This window comes from Vagococcus zengguangii (assembly GCF_005145005.1).
Classification (GTDB): Bacteria; Bacillota; Bacilli; order Lactobacillales; family Vagococcaceae; genus Vagococcus_A; species Vagococcus_A zengguangii.
The window spans coordinates 1615246-1636355 of sequence record NZ_CP039712.1 but is presented as its reverse complement, the minus strand read 5'-3'; the positions used below and the strand labels follow the sequence as shown (position 1 = coordinate 1636355).

23 protein-coding genes are annotated in these 21110 nt (G+C 37.0%); 15 read left to right on the top strand and 8 right to left on the bottom strand.

All coding sequences use genetic code 11. From position 1 onward, the window contains the following. The 11 genes from gatB (at position 1) to FA707_RS07690 (ending at position 11831) form a co-directional block, all read left to right on the top strand. Entirely contained in the window at positions 1-1431 is a 1431-nt protein-coding gene (gene gatB, locus FA707_RS07740) for an Asp-tRNA(Asn)/Glu-tRNA(Gln) amidotransferase subunit GatB (protein WP_136953685.1), read from the top strand. A 17-nt stretch (positions 1432-1448) separates the two neighbouring features. Beyond that, entirely contained in the window at positions 1449-2468 is a 1020-nt protein-coding gene (locus FA707_RS07735; protein WP_136953684.1) for a diacylglycerol kinase, read from the top strand. A gap of 153 nt (positions 2469-2621) precedes the next feature. Beyond that, on the top strand, positions 2622-3986 hold the full coding sequence (gene rlmD, locus FA707_RS07730) for a 23S rRNA (uracil(1939)-C(5))-methyltransferase RlmD (protein ID WP_136953683.1): 1365 nt from the start codon (positions 2622-2624) through the stop codon (positions 3984-3986). Positions 3987-4125: 139 nt separating this feature from the next. After that, positions 4126-4656, top strand: a complete 531-nt coding sequence (locus tag FA707_RS07725; protein ID WP_210409615.1) for a GNAT family N-acetyltransferase — start codon at positions 4126-4128, stop codon at positions 4654-4656. Between the two features lie 47 nt (positions 4657-4703). Next, positions 4704-5315 carry a DUF1054 domain-containing protein gene (locus tag FA707_RS07720; protein ID WP_136953681.1) on the top strand — a complete coding sequence of 204 codons (612 nt, stop codon included), beginning with the start codon at positions 4704-4706 and terminating at the stop codon, positions 5313-5315. A gap of 96 nt (positions 5316-5411) precedes the next feature. Beyond that, on the top strand, positions 5412-6275 hold the full coding sequence (locus FA707_RS07715; RefSeq protein ID WP_168177377.1) for a VOC family protein: 864 nt from the start codon (positions 5412-5414) through the stop codon (positions 6273-6275). 199 nt (positions 6276-6474) lie between these two features. Continuing rightward, positions 6475-7737: a UDP-N-acetylglucosamine 1-carboxyvinyltransferase gene (gene murA, locus FA707_RS07710; protein ID WP_136953679.1), complete on the top strand. Its 1263-nt coding sequence runs from the start codon at positions 6475-6477 to the stop codon at positions 7735-7737. A 16-nt stretch (positions 7738-7753) separates the two neighbouring features. Beyond that, positions 7754-9034, top strand: a complete 1281-nt coding sequence (gene rho, locus FA707_RS07705) for a transcription termination factor Rho (protein WP_136953678.1) — start codon at positions 7754-7756, stop codon at positions 9032-9034. Positions 9035-9143: 109 nt separating this feature from the next. After that, positions 9144-9383, top strand: coding sequence for a type B 50S ribosomal protein L31 (locus FA707_RS07700; RefSeq protein ID WP_136953677.1), 240 nt, complete (start codon positions 9144-9146; stop codon positions 9381-9383). Positions 9384-9576: 193 nt separating this feature from the next. Next, positions 9577-10344 (top strand): dimethylarginine dimethylaminohydrolase family protein, encoded by a 768-nt coding sequence (locus tag FA707_RS07695; RefSeq protein WP_136953676.1) that lies wholly within the window; start codon positions 9577-9579, stop codon positions 10342-10344. Between the two features lie 71 nt (positions 10345-10415). Continuing rightward, positions 10416-11831: a basic amino acid/polyamine antiporter gene (locus tag FA707_RS07690; RefSeq protein ID WP_136953675.1), complete on the top strand. Its 1416-nt coding sequence runs from the start codon at positions 10416-10418 to the stop codon at positions 11829-11831. Between the two features lie 36 nt (positions 11832-11867). Here FA707_RS07690 and FA707_RS07685 read toward each other — a convergent pair whose 3' ends face one another. The 5 genes from FA707_RS07685 to FA707_RS07665 form a co-directional block, all read right to left on the bottom strand. Beyond that, positions 11868-12692, bottom strand: a complete 825-nt coding sequence (locus FA707_RS07685; protein WP_136953674.1) for an NUDIX domain-containing protein — start codon at positions 12690-12692, stop codon at positions 11868-11870. A 104-nt stretch (positions 12693-12796) separates the two neighbouring features. Further along, entirely contained in the window at positions 12797-13174 is a 378-nt protein-coding gene (gloA, locus tag FA707_RS07680) for a lactoylglutathione lyase (protein WP_136953673.1), read from the bottom strand. Positions 13175-13257: 83 nt separating this feature from the next. Next, positions 13258-14067: a sugar-phosphatase gene (gene yidA / locus FA707_RS07675; protein ID WP_136953672.1), complete on the bottom strand. Its 810-nt coding sequence runs from the start codon at positions 14065-14067 to the stop codon at positions 13258-13260. Between the two features lie 12 nt (positions 14068-14079). Continuing rightward, complete coding sequence (locus FA707_RS07670) at positions 14080-15435, bottom strand: HD domain-containing protein (protein ID WP_136953671.1); 1356 nt, start codon at positions 15433-15435, stop codon at positions 14080-14082. Further along, positions 15419-16303 carry a lipoate--protein ligase family protein gene (locus FA707_RS07665; protein ID WP_136953670.1) on the bottom strand — a complete coding sequence of 295 codons (885 nt, stop codon included), beginning with the start codon at positions 16301-16303 and terminating at the stop codon, positions 15419-15421. Before FA707_RS07665 ends, FA707_RS07670 begins: the two co-directional genes overlap by 17 nt. Before the next feature lie 155 nt (positions 16304-16458). Between FA707_RS07665 and FA707_RS07660 the strand changes: the two genes are divergently transcribed. Then, positions 16459-16905 (top strand): YwiB family protein, encoded by a 447-nt coding sequence (locus FA707_RS07660; protein ID WP_136953669.1) that lies wholly within the window; start codon positions 16459-16461, stop codon positions 16903-16905. Between the two features lie 75 nt (positions 16906-16980). Further along, positions 16981-17595: a DNA-directed RNA polymerase subunit delta gene (rpoE, locus tag FA707_RS07655; protein WP_136953668.1), complete on the top strand. Its 615-nt coding sequence runs from the start codon at positions 16981-16983 to the stop codon at positions 17593-17595. A 63-nt stretch (positions 17596-17658) separates the two neighbouring features. Here rpoE and FA707_RS07650 read toward each other — a convergent pair whose 3' ends face one another. The 3 genes from FA707_RS07650 to FA707_RS07640 all read right to left on the bottom strand — a co-directional run bounded on the left by FA707_RS07650 (position 17659) and on the right by FA707_RS07640 (position 19433). Continuing rightward, the gene (locus FA707_RS07650; RefSeq protein WP_136953667.1) at positions 17659-18039 is read right to left on the bottom strand and encodes a hypothetical protein; all 381 of its coding nucleotides are present in this window, start codon (positions 18037-18039) and stop codon (positions 17659-17661) included. Between the two features lie 3 nt (positions 18040-18042). Then, on the bottom strand, positions 18043-18717 hold the full coding sequence (locus FA707_RS07645) for a DNA/RNA non-specific endonuclease (protein ID WP_136953666.1): 675 nt from the start codon (positions 18715-18717) through the stop codon (positions 18043-18045). Positions 18718-18809: 92 nt separating this feature from the next. Continuing rightward, positions 18810-19433: an FUSC family protein gene (locus tag FA707_RS07640; protein WP_136953665.1), complete on the bottom strand. Its 624-nt coding sequence runs from the start codon at positions 19431-19433 to the stop codon at positions 18810-18812. A gap of 151 nt (positions 19434-19584) precedes the next feature. Here FA707_RS07640 and FA707_RS07635 point away from each other — a divergent pair, with 151 nt between their 5' ends. Then, positions 19585-20526 carry an aromatic acid exporter family protein gene (locus FA707_RS07635; RefSeq protein ID WP_136953664.1) on the top strand — a complete coding sequence of 314 codons (942 nt, stop codon included), beginning with the start codon at positions 19585-19587 and terminating at the stop codon, positions 20524-20526. A 31-nt stretch (positions 20527-20557) separates the two neighbouring features. Then, positions 20558-21106 (top strand): hypothetical protein, encoded by a 549-nt coding sequence (locus FA707_RS07630; protein ID WP_136953663.1) that lies wholly within the window; start codon positions 20558-20560, stop codon positions 21104-21106. Positions 21107-21110 lie beyond the last annotated feature (4 nt).

Here is a 21110-nt window from a genome sequence, read left to right as displayed (position 1 = left end):
ATGAACTTTGAAACAGTTATCGGATTAGAAATCCACGTTGAATTAAAAACTGATTCTAAAATCTTTTCTCCATCACCTGCTCACTTTGGGGCAGACCCAAACGTTAACACGAATGAGATTGATTTTAGTTACCCTGGTGTTTTACCAGTATTAAATAAAGGTGCATTAGAGTATGGTATTAAAGCTGCGCTAGCGTTAAACTGTGAAATTGCTGAATACACGCACTTTGACCGTAAAAATTATTTCTATCCGGACAATCCTAAAGCTTACCAAATATCGCAAGCAGATTACCCTGTTGGCGCAAATGGCTGGATTGAGATTGAAGTGAACGGCGAAATGAAAAAAATTCGTATCGAACGTGTTCATTTAGAAGAAGATGCAGGTAAAAATATTCATGGAACAGATGGCTATTCTTATGTTGACTTAAACCGTCAAGGCACACCGTTGATTGAGATTGTATCAGAAGCTGATATGCGTTCGCCTGAAGAAGCCTATGCTTATTTAGATGCCGTTCGCTCAATGATTCAATTCTCAGGCGTGAGTGATGTGAAAATGGAAGAAGGCTCAATGCGTTGCGATGCCAATATTTCATTACGTCCTTACGGTCAAGAAAAATTTGGAACAAAAACGGAAATCAAAAACATTAACTCGATTAGTAATGTGAAAAAAGGTCTTGAATATGAAGTAAAACGTCAAGAGAAAGTCTTGCTATCTGGTGGTATTATTCAACAAGAAACTCGTCGTTTTGATGATTCAACTGGTGAAACAATCTTAATGCGTGTGAAAGAAGGGGCAAGTGACTACCGTTATTTCCCAGAACCAGATATTCCTGTTTTAGAAATTTCTCGTGAATGGGTGGAAGATTTACGTAGTCAAATTCCAGAAATGCCAAAAGCGCGTCGTGCCCGTTACGTTTCTGAATTAGGGTTACCAGAATACGATGCGATGGTCTTAACGCTATCTAAAGAAATGTCAGACTTCTTTGAAGCAACCATTGCTAATAAGGTCGATGCTAAAGCGGCTTCTAACTGGTTGATGGGTGAAGTTTCTGCACATTTGAATAGTGAGCAATTAGAATTACATGAGACAAAATTGACACCTGACAACTTGGCGGGTATGATTCAATTAATAGATGACGGTACAATTAGTTCTAAGATGGCCAAAAAGGTCTTCAAAGAATTAATTGAAAATGGCGGCGATGCAAAACAAGTCGTTGAAGCTAAAGGGTTAGTTCAACTGTCAGATCCAAGTCAATTATTACCGATTATTACGGAGATTTTAGATAACAATGCGCAATCAATTGAGGATTACAAAAACGGAAAAGATCGCGCGGTTGGTTTCTTAGTAGGTCAAACGATGAAAGCAACTAAAGGTCAAGCGAATCCTGGTATCGTTAATAAATTATTAATGGAAGAGCTTGCGAAACGTTAACAAGTGGAGGAAGTAACATGAGAGCAAGAGTGATTTACAATCCGACTTCAGGAAAAGAGTTAATGAAACGCCATTTACCAGATATTCTAGCTATTTTAGAAGAAGCTGGCTATGAAGCCAGTGCTTACGCTACAACACCTGAACCGGATTCAGCAGAACAAGAAGCACGTCGCGCGGCGATTGCTGGGTTTGATTTAGTCGTAGCAGCTGGTGGAGACGGCACGATTAACCAAGTTATTAATGGGATTGCGCCCTTAGAAAAGCGTCCTAGAATTGGTATCATTCCTGGTGGAACAACAAATGACTATGCTCGTGCGTTAAAAATTCCGCGCAACGATGTCTTAGAAGCAGCCCGTGTGATGTTAAAAAAACAAACGCTAAAAATTGATGTTGGTCAAGCAGATGACCATTACTTCATCAATATTGGGGCAGGTGGTTACTTAACCGAGTTAACTTATGAAGTTCCATCACAATTGAAAAGTATTTTTGGATATTTAGCGTACATCGTTAAGGGAGCCGAAATGTTGCCGCGAGTTAAACCTATCAACATGCGTCTAGCGTATGATGATGGAGTATACGAAGGTGAAGCGTCTATGTTCTTTGTCGGCTTGACTAATTCAGTCGGTGGTTTCGAAACGATTGTCCCTGATGCGCAGTTAGATGACGGTAAATTCTCGCTAATCATCGTTAAAACAGCAAACTTAGTCGAAATTTTACGTTTAATTGTAAAATTATTAAATGGTGGTAAGCATGTGAATGATCCGGGGATTATTTACACAAAAACCTCACACTTAGAGGTAGCACCGATGGATGATGACGTCCGCTTGATGATGAATTTAGATGGCGAATATGGTGGTGATGCTCCGATGACATTTAAAGCACTCCCTCAACACATTGAATTTTATGTGAACTTAGATGAAATTTCTGAAGATTCATACGCTGGTGATAATGAGATGCGTGAAGTCAGCGATGCGTTTGTTAAAGAGATGGAAGTCTTAACGCAAGAAGATTTAAATGAAGATGGTAAAATTAGTTAAGCACGAAAAAAGTTGCTTTTAAGCGATGAATACTATACAGTAATAAAGAAGTATTCATCGTTGTAATTAGAAATGTTTTAGGGGACTGAGACACTAAGTCTTAGTTCCCTTTGTTATGTATCAATGGTTTAAACAAGAAAGAGAGAGTGTACAATGTTACCAGTAAGTAAAAATGACCGCTTAGTAGTGGATATTATCGATTTGACCCATGAAGGACGCGGTGTTGCCAAAGTAGACGGCTACCCAATTTTTATCGAAAATGCCTTACCAGGCGAACAAGTAAAAATTCACGTGATGAAAGTCGGCAAAAAATTTGCCTTTGCTAAAGTGTTAGAAATTTTAACAGAATCAGAAAGCCGTGTGGCGTTAGAAGATGAAACTTTAATTCGTACCGGTATTGCGCCGTTACAACACATGAGTTACGAAGCACAATTAGACTTCAAACAAAAACAAGTTGAAAACGTGATGCGTAAAGTGGCTAAAATGCCTGAAATCGAAGTGTTACCAACAATGGGGATGGAAGATCCTACTCACTACCGTAATAAAGCCCAAATTCCTGTTAGAAAAATTGAAGGTGAACTAGAAACTGGTTTCTACCGTCGTAATAGCCATGATTTAGTGCCGATTGAATCATTCTACATTCAAGATGAAGTGATTGATAAAGCAGTAATCGCGGTACGTGATGTGCTACGTCAATTTAATATCAAACCATACAACGAAGAAGAAAATACTGGTTTAATCCGTCATATTATTGTCCGTCATGGTCATTACACAGGCGAATTAATGGTGGTCTTAGTAACACGTGTTGGTAAAATTTTCCAAGGTGACAAAGTAGTCGCTGAAATTGTTAAAGCTTTACCAAATGTCACGTCAATTATTCAAAATATTAATGGTGATCAAACAAACGTTATTTTAGGTGAATGGACAAGAACGCTTTATGGTAAAGACGTGATTGTGGATGAGTTGTTAGGTAAACGTTATGAAATTTCAGCTAAATCATTCTTCCAAGTTAACACGAAACAAGCAGAAGTTTTATATCAAGTAGCCATTGATTTTGCAGACTTACAAGCAACTGATACGGTCATTGATGCTTACTGTGGAACTGGTACGATTGGTTTAACAATTGCAGATAAAGTGGAACATGTTTACGGTATGGAAATTGTTCCTGAAGCGATTAAGGATGCTAAACGTAACCAAGAAATCAATGATGTTGAAAATGTAACATTCCAAGTTGGGGCAGCTGAATATGTCTTACCGGAATGGCAAGAAAAAGGGATTGAAGCCGATGTTATCATCGTCGATCCTCCTCGTAAAGGCTTGAAAGAAAGCTTTATCGAAACATCAGCAGCGATGCAACCTGAAAAAATCGTTTATGTATCATGTAACCCAAGTACCTTTGCCCGTGATGTGAAAATCTATGCTGGTTTAGGCTACCAATTAGATAAAGTTCAACCAGTTGATATGTTCCCACAAACACCACATGTTGAAGTGGTCGGATTATTAACTAAGATGAACTAATCAGTCACTTAGACGTTTCTTAAAAAGAAGCGTCTTTTTTTATTTTTTATGCCATATTTTGTCATGTTTTCTTGGTATAATAAAGTGTCTGAAACAAACGATGAACATAAATGAGTTAATTAAAAGAGGTGAGAGACGAGTGATTGAGACATCACGCTTAATTATAAGAGCTTATACACAGGATGATTTTGAAGAGTTATACGAAATCCTCTCAGATGAAGAAACCATGCAACATTATCCAGCACCTTTTGATAAAGAACGAACAAAGCGTTGGATTGATTGGAATCTTGCCAATTATCAACGTGACGGTTTTGGTTTGTGGGCGATTATTTTAAAAGAAACTGGTGAATTTATTGGGGATTGTGGCGTGACGATGCAGACGATTGATGGTGACTATGTGCCAGAAATTGGCTATCATATTAACAAAAACTATTGGAAACAGGGATACGCCAAAGAAGCCGCCAGTGCGGTTCGTGATTGGTTTTTCGTACATACACATTACGACACGATTTATTCTTATATGAAATATACGAATGTCGCGTCTTATCAAACAGCGTTGGCGATTGGGATGACAAAAATTAAAGAGTATTCTGACCCAATCAATACGGTGTCATCTGTCTATGCAATTTCTAGAAGCCAGTGGCAAAAATTAATTAATACTAATGATTAGAGGACTAATCATTCTAAGAATATATAGAGTAAATAAGGAGGAATGAAATGTTTAATGAAGCAAGCTTTAAAATTTTTGAAATCGACGGTTTAGACGCGCGTATGAACGCGATTAGAGCGGAGATTCAACCAACTTTTCAAGCAATTGGTGAAGAAGTGGTGACGGCCTTAGCACCCGAATTAGGTGAGGAGCTATTAATTCATATTGCACAACATCGTCGTCGTACAACTTATGCACCAGAAAGTACGTGGGCTGCTTTTGGAGGGAACAAACGTGGCTATAAACGCTTCCCTCATTTTGAATTGACAATTAATGACGAGTACATTGGTATGTGGTTAAGTTTTATTGATAATCCTGAATTTGAAAAAGAAATGGCCACTACCTTTATTGAACATCAATCATTGATTAAATCTTTGGGAGATGACTTTGTTGTGTCCCTTGATCATACGCAGCCAACTGTTTTAAAATTGTCTGAAATGGACCTGGAACAAGGCTTAATAAGGTGGCGTGATGTTAAAAAAGGGGAGTTCATGGTTGGACGTATCATTCAAAAAGAGGATGAAAAAATCTTACAGCCGCAAGCACAGTTAGCGTATATGATAGCTACGTATCAAGCGCTAGTTCCGCTTTATCAACTAGCTTATGAAGTGAGAAGTTAGATAGGGAATTTTTTTTAAGGGATATTTCTTCTGTTTTTTTTTATTTAATGTTACACTATCGTTAGTTATTTAATATAGAAAGAGTGGTAAATGTTCATGCAAAAGTTTTTAATAGACCAAGAAACATTTATTGGTTCTGTGGCATTGAAGGTTAGAGACATGGAAAAGCAATTGGCTTTTTACACAGATGTATTGAAATTAGCTATTTTAAATGAAGAAAATGATATGGCTTTCTTAGGGACTAGAGGCCGTAAATCACCATTAATCGCGTTATTAGAAGAACCAGGAGCGTTGCCAAGTCCATATACACATAATGGCTTAAATCACATTGGGATTAAAGTTAAAACGCGTCAACAGTTAGCTGAATTTTTAAATTATTTAGAAAGTATTAACTATCCAGTATTGGAAACGTTAGATTATGGATTTGCGGAAGTTTTAGTTATTAAAGATCCTGAATTTAATGTTGTAAAAATATATTGGGATCGTGAAATAGGAATTGAAAACTTCACTCCAGAAAATCGTCCATTAGATGTTGAAGATTTAAAGAAAGTCTCAACTGAGACATTGCTTGAGTTGGATTCTAAAACAGTCGTAGGACATGTGCAGTTGAATGTCTCTGATATAGAGAAAAGTGAAGCATTCTATAAAGATGTGTTAGGGTTTAAACTAAGAAACACTGATTATCGTAGTGTTCGTTACCTATCGGGAAATGACTATCATCATCATGTGTCATTGCGTCACTCACAAATTTTAGAATTAGATAAGCCTGACGATGAACATATGGGGTTAGATTATGTAACCTTCCATTTACAACATGACCAAGCGATGCAACATCTTAAAGAGCATCTGGATGAAATGGGTATTGATTATTTTTACAATAAAGGTAAAAAGATTTTAAACGTCGACGATCCCGATGGTATTCATATTTGGTTTAGGGTTGTCGAAGCACCAATTAATTAATAACTAATCACGTTTAAAAAGAAAAGAAGAAATCAGCTATCTCGCTCAGTTGATTTCTTCTTTTTCTATTTTTGTTTTTTAATTAAGCATAGGTAATAATAACTTTAGAATTACCTAGTGATATGTTAAAATAATGAAGATTGCACTTAAACTGCACAGTATTCGAGATAAAAACGAAATAGAAGGAATGAATATAGCAATGAAAAAATTTTTGATAAATGGTGGTACTAAGCTTAAAGGCGAAGTGACCATCAATGGGGCTAAAAACAGTACCGTGGCATTAATTCCGGCAGCTATTATGGCAGATTCACCTGTTGTTTTAGAAGGTGTACCGGATATTGCCGATGTTTATTCGTTAAAAGAGATTTTAGAAATTATGGGTGTAGGTGTTACCTTTGAAGATAACACGATGACCATTGATCCGACTAACATGGTATCTATCCCGATGCCGAGTGGTAAAATTAATAGCTTAAGAGCGTCTTATTATTTTATGGGCGCGTTATTAGCTAAGTATGGTGAAGCAGTAGTTGGTTTGCCGGGTGGTTGTTTCTTAGGGCCACGTCCAATTGATTTACATATTAAAGGCTTTGAAGCATTAGGCGCAGAAGTTAAGTCAGAACACGGGGCAATGTATTTAAAAGCACCAGCTGAAGGATTAAAAGGTACGCGTATCTTTATGGATGTAGTATCAATTGGTGCAACGATTAACGTGATGTTAGCAGCGACAACGGCTAAAGGTCGTACCGTGATTGAAAATGCTGCACGTGAACCTGAAATTATTGATGTGGCGACATTGTTAAATAATATGGGGGCTAAAATTCGTGGTGCAGGGACTGACGAAATCAGAATTGATGGAGTTGAAACATTAGGTGGCTGTCGTCACTCAATTATTCCTGACCGTATTGAAGCGGGAACGTATTTATCTTTAGCAGCAGCTGCTGGTGAAGGGATCTTAGTTAAAAATGTGATTCGTGAGCATTTAGATAGTTTTATTTTAAAACTTGAAGAAATGGGCGTTAAGATGGATATGAACGAGGAAAGTATCTTCGTTCATCCAACAACTGAATTGAAACCGACTAATGTTAAAACGTATCCTTATCCAGGATTTGCGACTGATTTACAACAACCCATTACACCATTATTATTAAAAGCAACTGGCGAAAGTATTATTGAGGATACGATTTATCAACAACGTGTCAACCATATTCCAGAGTTAGCACGCATGGGGGCTAAAGCACAAGTTGAAGGTAATATGATTGTCTTGAATGGGCCAAATGAATTGAATGGTGCCGAAGTAGCAGCGAGTGATTTACGTGCAGGAGCGTGTCTGGTGATTGCTGGTATTATGGCTCAAGGTGAAACAAAAGTGTCAAACATTGGCCATATTTTACGTGGTTATGACCGTTTTATTGAAAAATTAACTGCTTTAGGAGCTGATATTCAATTAATCGAAGAAGATTAAGAAAGTAGGTAACATATTGAAAGATTATTTAACAATGGGGGAACTAGATAATAGTACTCTGAAAGAAATCTATGAATATGCTCGACAATATAAAATTCCATACTACAGCCAGATGAATAAAAAAGAATTGTCTTTAGCGGTTATTCGAGCGCAAGCTGAAAAACAAGGTTTCTTTATGATGGAAGGAATTCTTGATATTGTTTCACAAGATGGCTATGGTTTTTTACGTCCGATTAACTATTCACCAAGTGCGGAAGATATTTATATCTCAGCCTCACAAATTCGTCGTTTTGGATTGAGAAATGGTGACAAAGTTAGTGGGAAAGCGCGTCCTCCTAAAGAGAGTGAACGTTATTATGGGTTGATGCATGTTGAAACAGTTAACGGCAAAAATCCAGAAGAAGCCAAAGAGCGTCCGCATTTTCCGGCTTTAACAGCGACATATCCAGATCGTCAATTGAAATTGGAAACCACAGCGGGTCGCTTAGGCACACGCATGATTGATATTTTTTCACCGGTTGGTTTTGGTCAACGCGGGCTAGTTGTGGCACCTCCTAAAGCGGGGAAAACGTCATTGATTAAAGAAATCGCCAATGGTATTACGACCAATTATCCGGAAGTTGAATTAATTGTATTACTATTAGACGAACGTCCTGAAGAGGTGACGGATATTGAGCGTAGTGTCAAAGCGGATGTCGTGTCATCGACGTTTGATCAACAACCGCAAAATCATACGCGTATTTCGGAATTAGTGTTAGAACGTGCAATGCGTTTAGTTGAAGACAAACGCGACGTGGTGATTTTAATGGATAATATTACGCGCTTAGCACGTGCCTATAACTTGGTTATTCCACCTAGTGGCCGTACCTTAAGTGGGGGGATTGATCCTGCTGCATTTTATCGTCCGAAGAAGTTTTTTGGGGCGGCACGTAATATCGAAGAAGGCGGTAGCTTAACGATTCTGTCAACTGCTTTAGTCGATACAGGTAGTCGTATGGATGATGTTATCTATGAAGAGTTCAAAGGAACAGGGAACATGGAATTACATTTATCTCGTGAGCTAGCTGAACGTCGTATCTTCCCAGCAATTGATGTGAAAAAATCAGGCACACGTCGCGAAGAATTATTAATTCCACAAGAAAAACTAGATGAGATTTGGCACATTCGTCGCAATATGAAAGGTGATTCCTTAGAATACACCGAACAATTGCTTAATTTCTTAAGAAAAACTAAGACGAATGAAGACTTATACAAAGCCTTTAAAGACGTGACCTTTAATAATAAAGGTCGCCGTTAATCGACAAAATTTATTGCAGATTTGACACAATCATGCTAATATAGTAATGTTGTGAAGACAATAATAACTCTGATTCAGCAAATGATTCAGGGCAAAGGAGAGAAAACACATGAAACAAGGAATTCATCCAGATTACAGACAAGTAGTATTCATGGATACTACTACAGGGTTCAAGTTTTTATCAGGTTCTACTAAGTACTCTGAAGAAACTGTTGAATTTGAAGGTAACACTTACCCAATGATCCGTGTTGAGGTTACTTCTGATTCTCACCCATTCTACACAGGACGTCAAAAGTTCACTCAAGCAGACGGACGTGTGGATCGCTTCAACAAAAAATACGGTATGTAATATTTTTAATGAAGCCAAAAACGATTCTCGTAAGAGAGTCGTTTTTTTTTTTAATTTATCAAAAAAAGTTTATTTGAGTATAATATTAGTTCAGTTATTGAATGTTTTTAATCCTTAAAGTCTTTGAGTTTTCATAAAAAGGAGGTTATAATTGAAGTTGTAAGAATAAATTAGAAGAAAGAGGGAAAAATGTATGTTCAAAAATGTTATTGTTCGTGTGCCATCAAGCAGTATTTCAGAAGGTTTAACGAGTGCAAATGAAGGGAAACCAATTTATAGCAAAGCCTTAATGCAACACGAAAATTATGTAAGCGCTTTGACTAAAACTGGCGTGAATGTGACAGTATTAGAACCGCAAGATGATTTTCCTGATTCATGTTTTGTCGAAGATGTAGCTTTATGTACGAGTAAATGTGCGATTGTGACACGCCCTGGGGCATTGAGTCGCCGTAAAGAAGCAGCGTTACCAGATATGATTGCCGCTTTAGAAAAATTTTATGAAAATATTGAATATATTAAAGATCCTGGGACAGTTGAAGCGGGCGATATTATGATGGTTGGCGATCATTTCTACATTGGTTTATCGGCTCGTACCAATGAAGAAGGGGCAAAACAAATGATTGAAATTTTAGAAAAATATGGTTTGTCTGGTCAAATGGTCGAAATGAAAGAAATGTTACATTTAAAAACAGGATTGGCTTATTTAGAAAATAATAATTTACTTGTAGCAGGTGAATTTAAACAAGCGCCTGAGTTTGAAAAATTCAATAAAATTGAAATTGATATGGAAGAAGCTTACGGTGCAAACTGTATTTGGATTAATGATTATGTGATTGTACCAGAAGGCTATCCAGTTGTACAAAAGAAAATCGAAGAGTTGGGATACAAAGTGTTAGTGGTTGATACATCAGAGTTTAGAAAAATTGATGGTGGTCTAAGTTGCCTATCTCTTAGATTTTAAGATATCTAGTGACGAGTATCTAGAAGAGGGATAAGCTAGTAGCTTATCTCTTTTTTGTTAGGGGGGATTGGATGGAAAATACGGAAAAGAAAATCGGTCTGTTTTCATTAATTGGGATTATTATTAGCGCCATTGTTGGTGCTGGTATTTTTAGCTTAATGAAGGAAATGGCCAACACAGCATCAGCCGGTGTGACGATATTAGGTTGGGTGATTGCTGGTGTTGGGATGGGGTCACTCGCGTTTTGTTTAGAAAATCTAAACAGTAAACGGCCCGACTTAGATTCGGGTATTTTTAGTTACGCCCAAGAAGGTTTTGGTGAATTCATGGGGTTCAACTCGGTCTGGGGGTATTGGATTTCGGTTATTATTGGAAACGTGGCATTTGGGACGTTATTATTTAGTGCGTTAGGTTATTTTTTTCCCGTATTTGAGGATGGTCAAAATATACCGTCAATCATTGGGGCGTCCATTATTTTATGGTTGATGCACTTCTTAATTTTAAGAGGGTTGGATAAGGCCACACTATTAAATACCAGTGTAATGATTGCCAAAATGGTACCGATTGCTATTTTTATTGTCTGTGTCATTGCGGGCTTTAAGTTAGATGTTTTTACGACTGATTTTTGGGGAAACCTCAAGAGTAATGGCCAACTTGAAACAAGTATTTTGGAACAGTTAAAAGGGACTGTTTTAGTAACAGTTTGGGTCTTTATTGGGGTCGAAGGAGCGGTTGTCTTTTCTGGACGTGCCAAAAAACGTAGTGATGTCGGGAAAGCAACGATTTTGGGGTTTGCTTCAGTCACAATCATTTATGCCATTGTGACGGTCTTCTCATACGGGGTAATGAGCCAAGCAGAATTAAAAAGTTTACCCAATCCAGCGATGGCGTATGTTCTAGAAAGTCTGATTGGTAAACCAGGGGCGATTATTGTTAATTTGGGAGTTATTATTTCGATTTTTGGTTCATGGATGGCCAATACGTTATTAGCTGAAGAAGTAGCCTATCAAGCGGGGACACGTGAACTATTTCCAAAACTGTTTACGAAAGAAAATAAAAATGATATACCGATTAACTCAGTGATTATTACAAACTTAATTGTGCAATTCTTATTGCTGTCATTTTTAGTAACAGATGAAGCCTACACGATGTTATCCAAATTATCCTCCTCAACTATTTTATTACCTTATACGTGTGTCGCGCTATTCCAAGTAAAATTAACCGCTTCGACCAAAGACAAGCGGATTAAAAATTGGCTAGTTGGGATTATTGCGTCCATTTATATGTTCTGGGTACTCTATGCTTCTGGATCCATGTATCTCGTATTAACAGTAATGGCGTTATTACCTGGAAGTATCATGTACATTTACGTTAAACGCAAAAATGGCGAGACAATATTTAAAAACTATGAAAAAGTCATTTTCATCTTGTTTATCGCGTTATTTGTGTATGGTCTTATCAACTTTAAGACGCTAGTTCAATTATAAAAAAATCGCCTTGTCGATGCGACAGGGCAATTTTTGTTAGTCTGTTTCAGTTAAATTTAGTTCATAAAACTTAGAGGGACGTCCGATACCCGTAGGACGTTCGCCCACTTCATGTAAATAAGGTAGTAGTGATTTTTTGAAGTTAGAATGGTCAATATCACGGTAAGTACCACCTAAAAATTTAGAAAATACTTTTCTAGCATCGGTAATTGAGAAATCTTTTCCGAGTACCTGCAAAATACGAGGCTCATGGTACATTTTATTCTCAACCCGTTTAAAAGCTTTCAAGATGATTTGCGTGTGATCAAATGCTAGTTTATTTTTACCGATTGATTCTTCGGTTATTAAATCGAGAATAATGGGTTCTTGTTTGTCGTGTCTTAAATAAAGCAAGTCGCCATCTCTAACTAGTGAGAACCAGAAGGCAGCTTTGGCATCATCACCGGCAACTAGCGGTTCTTCACCGATAAAGGCTAAATAACTCACCGTAATCACCCAGCCACGTGGGTCGCGGTGTGGGGTACTAAAGGTATGTAATTGTTCAATGTTATCTTTAGTGATAGAGACGTTGGTTTCTTCTTTTGTTTCGCGAATGCAACTGTCATCAGTTGATTCATTGGGATTCACAAAGCCTCCCGGTAAAGCCCAAGATAGGCGATAAGGGTGAGTATTACGTTGAATCAGTAATATTTTTAAATCTTCAGACGTCTTGTCGTAACTAAATAAGACATTATCGACGGTGACAGAAGGTTTTTCGTATTTAGGTTGTTCTTGGCGATTGTACCAAGCTAAAAATTCTTGCTCAGTGGCTTCTGTTTCAAAATAGTGTTTTTCTTCTAAACTATTTTTAAAGGGTTTCATAATTAAGCCTCCTGTTTTAAGTATTATCTACTTTTATTTTAACAGAAAAAGAGCGAAATTAAAAAGAAGTTATGACTTTTTTGTCATAACTTCTAATTAAGAACTTATTTTTTGAAACGAACCACTTCAACTTTGTAGCCATCTGGATCCATAACGAAGTAGTATGAAGGGGGAACACCAGGTAAGTTTTTAAGTGGTGTTACGTCTAAACCTTGTTCTGTTTGCTTAGCGTGTAACCCTTCTAAATCATCTGTTGCAATTGCAATGTGTCCAAATCCGTTTCCTAAGTCATAAGCTTCGTGATCATAGTTATAAGTTAATTCTAACTCGTAGTCATCACCCGGTAACGTCATATAAACCAACGTAAATTTGTGCTCTGGAAATTCGCGACGACGGCTAACTTCAAACCCAAATGCTTTTTCATAAAATTCAATTGATGCTTCTAAATCTTTTACACGTACACAAGTATGTGCCATTTTCATAATAGTTTCCTCCTCAAAATTACATCTGTCATCATTCTATCAATTATTAAGAAGTTTATAAAGTGAAGTGCTTATTTATTCAGTTAGTTCGTGAAATTCTCTAGTGCGTAAGCAACACCGTCTTCATCGTTAGATAAGGTGATTTTTTGTGCATATTCTTTAGTTTTTTCAGTAGCATTACCCATTGCTACTCCAACACCTGCATATTCTAACATTGAAATGTCATTTTCGTTATCACCAATCGCCATGACCTCGCTTGCATCAATACCTAGCTTGTCTGCTAAATTTTTAAGGGTTAAACCTTTACTAGCGTCTTTATTCAAGAACTCTAAGAAGAAAGGTGCGCTTCTAACGATATTATATTGTTCATAAAATTGTTCAGGAATTTCATCCATAATACGTGTGATTTCTTCTTCCGGATCAATAAACATTAATTTACAAATGCTGTTGTCTTTGTTCACTTCTTCGAATGGTAAGTGTTCTAATGGCATACCAGTTAAAGTTACTTCATGAACTGAATAAGGGTTAATGCGACGATGAGGGGTATAAATTGCCTCTAAATCCGCATAGTGATAGTGAGCGTTAACGTCTAAACTTAGTTGATGAAGACTCGCTAAATCATCGTATGTTAATGAATGCTCTACAAAGGGTTGATGAGTCGCTGCATTAACAGCTAAGGCACCGTTGTAGCTAATAATATAATCCTGGTCAGTTGTTAAGCCTAGTTGATTCACAACGTCTAACATCCCAACTAGCGGACGGCCAGAACAAATCACGATTTTCATTCCTTCGGCTGACTTTTGTTTAATGACTTCGATTGTTTTTTCGGTTAATTGGTGGTTTGAATTGATTAATGTCCCATCAATATCAATTGCGACTAGTTTAATACTCAATGTGTTCTCTCCTTAATTGTGCTTATTTATTTTTCCGTTACGAATGTAGCGTTGGAATTGTTGATAAATATCGCTGAATAAATTGTCCTCGGTCGTCAGCATTTCTTTTGGAAAGTAGAAACGCTCATCGCCATGAATTTCACCAGCTAAGGCACGGACTAATGAACTCTGTTGCGATAATTCAATCAGCGTCCCGTCATATTCCATCAGCTCGATTTGCGTGCGAGATGAAACAGAATCTGGGCGATAAAAATCATACGGCAAATCAAAACTCGTATTAATAGCCGTATAGACCTCCGCATCATAGCCAATTTTTTCAATAAGTTGCTTCATTTCTTCAATCAGCGGCTCATCTTGTTCAGCGACAAATTTGACTGACTTGAGTGGCTTGCGGTTTAAGAAACGTTGGGCTAGATCGCTCAACGTTTCATCCGGATGATCACTCCATACTAGGAAGTAGCTCGTTAAGACGTTATCATCTAATTTTAAATAGTCCTCTAATGTTTCATTCTTCTCAAAAAACGGGACTAAGCAAGGGGATGTTCTTTCAAAAAAAGCTGGGCTGTCTTGATAAAGCTTACCAGCGTATTTCAAAAGATGGTCTAAAACGACTTCCATACCGCGCGAAACAGGGTGGAAATAGACTTGCATATACATTTGGTAGCGACTAACAATGTAATCTTCTACCGCATGCATGCCGTTGGTGGTAAAGCAAATCCCATTGTTGTAGGGGCGAATTACTCGTAAAATTCGTGTTAAATCGAATGTCCCATATTCCGTACCAGTAAAGTAAGCATCACGTAACAAGTAGTCCATGCGATCGGCATCGATTTGACTAGAAATCATTTGAACGACTTGTTTATTTGGATATTGTTTCGTAATGACGCTTGCCACTTTTTGTGGGAAGCCATCTTCGACCTTATTCAAAATTTGATAAATTTCGGTAAAAGGCGAGGTGATGATGTCGACTGTAAATTGCTCGTGGTTCGTCCCAAAAATTGATTCAAACGTATGAGAATAAGGTCCGTGACCAACGTCATGTAGTAAAGCTGCACATAAAGCAACCAGGCGTTCATCATCGTTCCAACCATGAACAGGATCTTTTTCAATTGAAAAATTACGAGCGAAAATATCGCAAATACGGCGGGTTATTTCGTAAACCCCAAGCGAATGAGAAAAGCGACTGTGTTCCCCACCGTGAAAAGTGAAGGAAGAAGTGCCTAGTTGTTTAATACGTCGTAGTCGCTGAAACTCTTTTGCATTAATTAAATCCAGTATCACTTGATGTTCAACTTGGATATCATTATGAATGGGATCTTTAAAGACTTTTTCAATCGGTAACGTTTGTAACTTATAGGGTATTTCCATTGCTACCTCCTAAACTATCCGTAATCACTTCGTTACGATCACTCATGCGTTCGATTTGTCTAGCAAGTGCTTGTTGCGTTTCAATATTACCAGTTAACGCTTCATCTGTTAAGATAGTAAGCGGTGTGGTAAAGAGTTTAGCGTAAGCTGAAGTGACACGTTCTTTTACTTCCGAAATGGTTAAAGTTGTATCTAATAATTCTTCAAGATTAGCCATTGATTCAGGCTTAACGGGTGGATAACCATTTGTCCCAAATTGTTCTGCCAAACCGGTTGTATAAAACTGGCGCATTAACTGGCCACGCTTTGCTTGATTGCCGTTAACACTCAAGTATATCATGACACTAATGCCTTCTTTAATACGACGTTGGGCGATTCCTGCAAATTTACGATTATGAATACTTAAATCATAATCGCCAGGGCAATATGAATCGATAATTTCTTTTGCCTCAACTACTTGTGGAAAATCACTAAAAGCCGTTTGAATGATACTCATGACTAATTGATAGGCATCTGAAATACTAAGTGAGGCAATTTCAGGGTTAGGAATAATAAAGGAAATATTCAAAATACCTTTATCCGCGACAATACCAAGTCCGCCTGAATTTCTTAACATCACATGATAACCTTGTGAGGCTAATTCTGTTAAGGCTGGTTTAAAGTGGGGAACGCGCGAATCCTTCATACCTAGAATCACTGATTGTTCTAACTGCCAGAAATGTAACACCGGCTGACTTGTTTTAGTCATTTGACTTGTTAACATATCGGTATAAGCAAATGGGGTGAATTGATTTTCAGAGGCAATCACCACTTGATCATAACAAAGTGGAAATAAAGTTGATAAAAATTGATAATAATTGCTTAGCATTCAAAACGCTCCTTTGTTTTCTCTAGTTACTATTATATAGGAAAACAACTAAAAAGTAAGGTTTGGCGAATAACATTCATAAAAGATTGACCAAAAAAGACAAACGCTTTAAAATTTGATACACTATAGACATTAATGAATAAGCAGGTGTTAAAATGACGGAACGAAATGGTTTGCCAATTTCCATTCAATTAAGAACAGAAATTTATCAAAATGAGCAGATGGACGAACACTTTTTTGATGTGTTAGGACAATTTGTCCAAGTAGGGGATAATCTATATATTCGCTACCAAGAACCGATTAATTCTGAGGAACCAACAGCAGAACCAATTAATGTGACCATTAAAATTGAACCAGATGGCACGGTACATTTAATTCGAGCTGATTATCAACGTATGCGCCTAAGATTTGCTTATCAGCAAGAATTTGAGGCTAACTATCATACGCCTTACGGGATTATTCCGATTAGAACAGTCACTAATAATTTGCGTGTGACATTGAAAGATAAACCCGTTTCTGGCAATGTCGAGATTGACTATGAATTACATGCGGGTCAGGATAAGTTAGGTGTTTATCATTTACGCCTACAATTTACAGCATAATCGAGATTTATGATTGATTTTTAGTACCAAAATATTGTATGATAAACAGTAGACTTTGAAAGGACGTGTAACGATTTGGAGATTAAAGCGTTTGAAGGTGTCAATAGAGAAGAATTATCAATGATTGAAGTAGCACATGCGATTTTAGAAAAGCGTGGAGATATTATTGATTTTTCAGATCTAGTTAACCAAATCCAAAATTATTTAGGTAAATCTGATAGCATGATTCGTGAAGAATTATCACAGTTTTATACAGATTTAAACATTGATGGTAGTTTTATTTCTTTAGGAGAAAATCGTTGGGGCTTACGTTCATGGTATCCAATCGATTCTATCGACGAAGAAGTGTCGAACTTCCAAGATGATGAAGACGAAGATCGTCCAGTACGTAAGAAACGTAAACGCGTTAATGCCTTTATCGATAGCGATGAAGATGCGATTGATTACAATGATGATGATCCAGAAGATAGTGACTTAACAATCGATGACGATGATGATTATATCGATGATGAAGACGAAGATGAAGAAATCGCTGAATACAACAAAGACTTATCAGAATTAGGCGCTGATGATATCTCGGATGACGATGATATTCCAGAAGGCGTTGAAGATGAGTTAACGATTGTGGATGAAGATGATTTAGACAGCGATCTTGACTATGAAGACGAAGAAGATGAAGAAGAATTATAATTAACTTTTCGTAAGAATTGTTAACAAAAAGAGGTGAGCCGCTTTGGCCACCTCTTTTTGTTGTTATAAAGCTAAAATTCTGGATATGATTTCGCCATCAAAGTAAGCCTGCCACCATAAGTTAATTGGCAAGGTAAAACATTCGCAATCTTCTTTATAAAGAGAACGTTCTAGCACCCAAGTATGTTGATCATTAGCGATAATAAAGTCACCATCGATAGTCATGGCAATGACGCTTGCCTGATTCTCGATGAGAAAGTCAGGAGTGATATGCGCAGTATCTGCTAGTTGGGTAATGGATTGTTGAAACAACCGTTCAATCCGAGGATACTCTAAAATAAAATAGCCGTCAATTTCGTAGATTGCTTGACTAGTGACGAAGTCCTTAAAGGCCGAGACGCTACCATCTAAACTTGCTAAACTATCAATTTGCCATTCATTCATTGTTTATTTGACTCCTTCTTCGGTTTGATTAGGAATCACGACTTTGAAGTCTAAAGCTTTTCCTTGGATGCTTTTGGCTTGGATTTCAATGGCAGCTGGCATTAACGTGTTACCATCATACAAAGGTGTCACACGATAGCGCACAATACCACCGCGATTCAAGACATCGCGAATTTTTCCTTCATAGGTTGTCATATAGGGACTATTAACCGGATTTTGATAAATCGTCACCAGATTCTTTTTTTCATTCCCACTACCACCAAATTGATTCCCGATTAAATGGCCGCGTGAATGACCATAAGGTGAAAGTCCTGAGATGAAGCCCGGTGGTTTAATGTCCTTGTTGGCTTTTGAACCGGTCCCAATCATGTCATTAGTTAATAACGCATCGGCGCCAGTTGGACGTTTTAGATGATCTAGGGCTTGGTACGTAATCCAACCTTTTGATGATTGTTCCAATTCCTTAGTGTTGAACTCAGATTTCCCACTTTCTTTAGGAACGTTACTGGTTTGGTTACTCACTTCTGTTTGTTTGGCTGTTCCATTATTCACCTCAAAAAAATCGGTGATAACACCTGGGACATTAACGCCTAAAAAACTTAAAATTAAAACAATAATTGCCCCCCACGAATACCATTTGGTTTTCTTATAGGCGTTTTTAGATTTTTTATTACTCATTTTGTCACTACTTTCTATTGAATTCCTTTTTCATTATACGCAAGATAGCGACTGAGATAAAGTGATTCGTCGTTTAATTGGTCGTTTTCATTCTATTTGTCGCTGTCAGTCGTTTTGTTGGTAATTTTTTTTCGTAATTCAGCCAATTCCTGTTCTAATTCGCTAATACGTGTTTGAGGATCAGGTGATTCGTTCACAAGTTCCTCAACGACTTCATTTACCTCTTCTTCAGTTGCATCAGCAGGTGGTTTAATTAAACGATTAATTGTTAAGGCGATAAACACACCGATAAATGAATCAAACGTTCGCTCAAAAATATAAAGTAAGGCCTGACTTTGTGGAATAGTAAAGATAATAATTAAAAAGGTGGCTTCACTTGCAACGATTCCTTTATTCAAATTAAGCCCGTCGCTAACAATAATTAGCAGTCCAACGAATATTGGAATTAATATGAAGGTTGCTAAGTCTTTGTTTTGAATAGGTTGTTGCATGAAATAATAGAGAACGGCTGCAAGACTACCAATAATAGTCCCTAGTACACGTAGTCCACCAAACGAATAGGTTTGGCTCATATCCTCACGTAATGCGACAATTGCTGATAAACAAGCAATAACAGGTGTGTGGTTATCAAAAAAACTAAAAATTAATATACAGATAGCTACCGAAAGCGCAGTTTTTAGGGTTCGATAGCCTAGACGAAATTGTCCGATTGTCATAGTGTCGCTCCCTTTCTTATTTCCTTATTAATACATTATAACAAAGAAATCATCTGATGAAGCGCTTTAGATTTTAAATATTAATTAATATTATGTTGCATTATCGCTTGCTATAAAAAATGTGATAAGATAAAGAAAAGAAGGTGAAAATGTGAAAATAGGTTTACGAACGGTGAAAACAGCAATAAGTGCACCTATTGCAATCTTTATTGCGCAACAAATAGGGTTACTAAATCCAGCTTCAGCGGGAATCATTGCGATTTTGAGCCTGACTTCTACCAAGCGTTCTACATTAAAAGTTGGATTTGAACGGTTATTATCGTTAACCTTAGCGTTGGTGATTGCTTTTGTGGTTTATCATTTAGTGGGGTACAATGCTCTTAGTTTTGGCTTGTTTTTACTTGTGTTCATTACGTTATCTAATCAGTTCAAATTAAATGAAGGCATTGCGGTTAATTCAGTTTTGATTTCACAATTTATAACTTATAAAGAAATGACCGTGTCTAACGTCCTTAATGCCTATTTTTTAATGATATTAGGTGTTGGGTGTGCATTATTAGCTAATCTTTATATGCCTGATTTATCAAAAACACTACGCTCTAAACAAGCAAATATTGATGAAGGCATTAAGCGTATTTTACACAAAATGGCGACTGAGTTAATGAAGCAACAAGTTCCTAGTGCACAAGCTGAAATAGTCGCTGTTAAAGACGAATTATCAGCTGCGAGGAAGTGGTCTAAAACACATACAGAAAATCATTTTTTTAGTGATGAAAGTTACTTTCAATCATATTTCTCGATGCGTGAACTACAAATTCAATCGTTAGAGAGAATGGAAGTTATTTTACAAGAAATTGAACGAGTAGATAACAAGGGATTAGAAATTGCGCACATTTTAGAGGAAACAGCTAGCGAGTTTTCGGAAGCAAATGATGGTAAACTATTGTTAGATAAGTTACAGAAAGTCTACTATTACTATCGTCAGACGGCTCTACCGATTAATCGTCAAGAATTTGAGGATCGTGCGAGTTTATTTCATTTTCTTCAAGAGTTTGAGCATTTTTTAGAAATAAAAAAAAGCTTTTTATCTTAAGTAATATGTTTATGTAAAGGTGGCGGAAGAGATGCATCAATCATTTGTACAAATTGTTGTCGATCGTGTAAAAAGTCAATACATTACTGAAAAGTTGTTTTATGAAGAGTATTTACAGGTTGAACCCGAAACGTGGCAAGGTTGGAAAATAGGTGAGGTGACATTAAGCGCTGAAAATAACCAAAAAATAAAAAATTTATTTTCTGATTACGAGTGGATGCTTATTCAAAAATTAATTAGGCAAGCTGCTCTTTTCCCGGAAAAAAGAAATTATGTCGTGTCTGAATATAAGCGACTAAAATCATTAATTGCTCAGAAGTGGTTGCAAACCGATGAAGCAAAAATCGAATTAATTACCCAAAAGAGTCATTCAATTAGAGATAAAAACCCGAAAAATCCAAGTAGTCGCTTTGAAATACGTGTGTCGCTTGAATATGGCATTTGGGGAATGGATGATATTCTAATTTTTCATTTACCAGCAGTTATTCAGCAACAAATTGAAAGTTCACCAGTTGATTTACTTGATTGGGTAAATGAAAACTTAACAGAAAGTTATTTGGAAACAAACCAAGAGGATTGAAATT